Source organism: Neisseria sicca VK64 (genome assembly GCF_000260655.1).
Classification (GTDB): domain Bacteria; phylum Pseudomonadota; class Gammaproteobacteria; order Burkholderiales; family Neisseriaceae; genus Neisseria; species Neisseria sicca_B.
Map to the genome: position 1 here is coordinate 1 of NZ_AJMT01000033.1, position 2572 is coordinate 2572.

The window sequence follows — 2572 nt, forward strand, 5'->3', positions numbered from 1 at the left end:
AAATTTAAATCAGGACAAGGCGACGAAGCCGCAGACAGTACAGATAGTACGGCAAGGCGAGGCAACGCCGTACTGGTTTAAAGTTAACCCACTATAAAAGGCTTTATTTTTTTGTTTGTTAAACCAAGTTCTATTAGATAGTTATGTTCTATCGTTTATAATTTTAATAAGTCCGATAAACTATCATCTTCTTCTGTTGCAACCGTATATTTCTCTTGCGCCCATTCACCTAAGTCAATCAATCGGCAGCGTTGACTGCAAAAAGGCCGGTATTTGCTCTCTTCATTCCATATCACCGGCTTTTGACAGGTCGGACATTTTACAGTCGTTACTTCAGTCATTATTTGTTCCTTACAAATCATTTATGCTTTGTCTGTTGATTGAAATATTTCACGTTAGGGCAATGATGTACCAAATTTCGAGTTGCCGGAATATCCCAGATAAAACCTATGCAGTCCCTGAATTTTTTGGGTCAATTCAGATAAAGTCCCTTCATTTTCTAAGACATCATCTGCATAGAGCAGCCGCGTTTTGCGGCTGGCCTGAGTGTTCATAATGCGCTTGATCTCTTCTGTGTCCAAACCGCTTCTTTGCTGAACGCGAAGAATTTGGGTTGCTTCAGAAACGTCGATAACCAATACTCTATCGACAGCCGCTAAAAATTCCGGATTTTCAATCAGCAAAGGTACATCGATAATGCCGTATGTAGCACTAGGATAGCGGGTTTTTGCCGATTTGATTTCATTTAAAATCAAAGGCAGCAACACCTCCTCCAATTCTTTTTTGGCTTGAGGTTGTCTGAAAACCAGATCCCTCAAAGCAGCACGGTTCAGACTGTTTTGGGTATGAAAAACCTTGTCGCCAAAAAGACGGCGGATAGCCGGTAATGCTATACCGTTATCCGCCGTCAGGCTTCGACTCAGGGCGTCGGCATCAATGTGCGGGACACCCAAATCAGAAAAGATTTTTGCTGCTTGAGATTTCCCGCTGCCGATACCACCCGTCAAACCTATCCATAAAGTCATATTAAAATCCTGATTTGGTCAGCCACCAAGTGACGGCACGATGTACCGGCTCGTTAGCTACCAAAATAATCCAGCCGGCAATAGCCAAACTCGGACCGAAAGCAAAATATTGTCCTTTGGCAACCCGTCCGATAATCGCACCAATCAGACCAATTAAAGCTGCCATAAAGACCAATACAGGTAAAATTCCGGCACCAAGCCATGCACCTAGAGCGGCCAGCAATTTAAAATCGCCGTTACCCATACCGATTTTTCCAGTCAAAAGCTTATAGATAAAACACAACAGCCATAAGCTCATATAGCCGAAAACCGCGCCTAAAACGGCAGATTTTAATGGAACAAAAGTGCCATTCAAATTAAACAGCAAACCTAACCATATCAACGGCAGGGTCAGGCTGTCGGGTAAATATTGAGTATCCGCATCGATAAAGGTTAATGCAATCAATAGCGCAGTCAATATCAAACCGCCAAATGCAGCCATCGTCCAGCCATATTGCCACGCCACTACGCCAAACAATATACCGGTCAATAATTCGATTAAGGGATAACGGATGCTGATGGGCGTTTTACACGCACCACATTTACCGCCAAGCATCAGATAACTGACAATCGGAATATTTTGCCAAGCCTTTACCGGAGCATGACACTTAGGGCAGCGTGAATCCGGTTTCATCAAATTGAATGGTTGCTGCTCTTCTTCCGTTAATTCAAGTTGCAAATGCTCTTTCGCAAACTGAGTCCAGCCGCGTTCCATCATGACAGGAACGCGGTAAATGACAACATTAAGAAAACTTCCGATCAACAAACCAACGACGACAGATAATGGAATATCAAATGGCGCTAATGTATCCAAAGATTCCAACATATTAACCTACTACGTTACCGAGGTTAAACAGCGGCAGATACATTGCTACCAACAATGTTCCGATGATGGCGCCTAAAACTACCATAATGATGGGCTCCATCAGTGAGGATAATTGTGCTACAGAGTTATCAACTTCATCTTCGTAAAATTCAGCAGCCTTATTCAACATATCATCAAGGGAACCGGATTCTTCACCAATAGCGGCCATTTGAATAACCATATTGGGGAACATATCCGTACTTTGCATACTCGAAGTCAAAGAAAGACCTTGAGTAACTTTCGCACGAATGTCTTGTGTTGCCTCCTCATAAAGGATATTACCGGCTGCTCCTGCTACTGAATCTAAAACTTCTACCAAAGGTACGCCTGCGGCAAACAAGGTGGAAGTGGTACGAGCCCACCGAGCAATAGTCGCTTTACGGACAATCGGACCAAAAATTGGTAAACGTAAGATCATTGCATCTATACGTTTTTGGAAACTTGTTGATTTTTCATGTAGTTTATAAACACCAAAACAAACGGCAATAAAGATAACGATCATCAGCCATCCATATTCCACAAAAATTTTGGAAATATCCATAACAATTTGGGTTAAGTCAGGCAGTTTCGCTCCCATGCTTTCGTAAACCTTACCAAATTCAGGCAATACCCAGCGCATCATCACAAAAATCAATGCTATTGC

At 42.6% G+C, this 2572-nt stretch carries 4 protein-coding genes; all 4 read right to left on the reverse strand.

Features of this window, described 5'->3' with window-relative positions:
* Positions 1-155 precede the first annotated feature (155 nt).
* The gene (gene yacG, locus HMPREF1051_RS12840; RefSeq protein WP_003763805.1) at positions 156-341 is read right to left on the reverse strand and encodes a DNA gyrase inhibitor YacG; all 186 of its coding nucleotides are present in this window, start codon (positions 339-341) and stop codon (positions 156-158) included.
* A 54-nt stretch (positions 342-395) separates the two neighbouring features.
* A complete protein-coding gene (gene coaE / locus HMPREF1051_RS02215; protein ID WP_003763808.1) occupies positions 396-1025 on the reverse strand; it encodes a dephospho-CoA kinase in 630 nt (209 codons plus the stop codon).
* A gap of 1 nt (position 1026) precedes the next feature.
* Positions 1027-1890, reverse strand: a complete 864-nt coding sequence (locus tag HMPREF1051_RS02220; protein WP_003763804.1) for a prepilin peptidase — start codon at positions 1888-1890, stop codon at positions 1027-1029.
* 1 nt (position 1891) lies between these two features.
* Positions 1892-2572: type II secretion system F family protein (locus HMPREF1051_RS02225; RefSeq protein ID WP_036491347.1), on the reverse strand; the 681-nt coding region annotated here is incomplete at its 5' end.

Bases quoted from the DNA above. Each gene is read 5' to 3' on its own strand.
- yacG (WP_003763805.1), bottom strand. From the start codon at position 341: ATGACTGAAGTAACGACTGTAAAATGTCCGACCTGTCAAAAGCCGGTG.
- HMPREF1051_RS02220 (WP_003763804.1), bottom strand. From the start codon at position 1,890: ATGTTGGAATCTTTGGATACATTAGCGCCATTTGATATTCCATTATCT.
- coaE (WP_003763808.1), bottom strand. From the start codon at position 1,025: ATGACTTTATGGATAGGTTTGACGGGTGGTATCGGCAGCGGGAAATCT.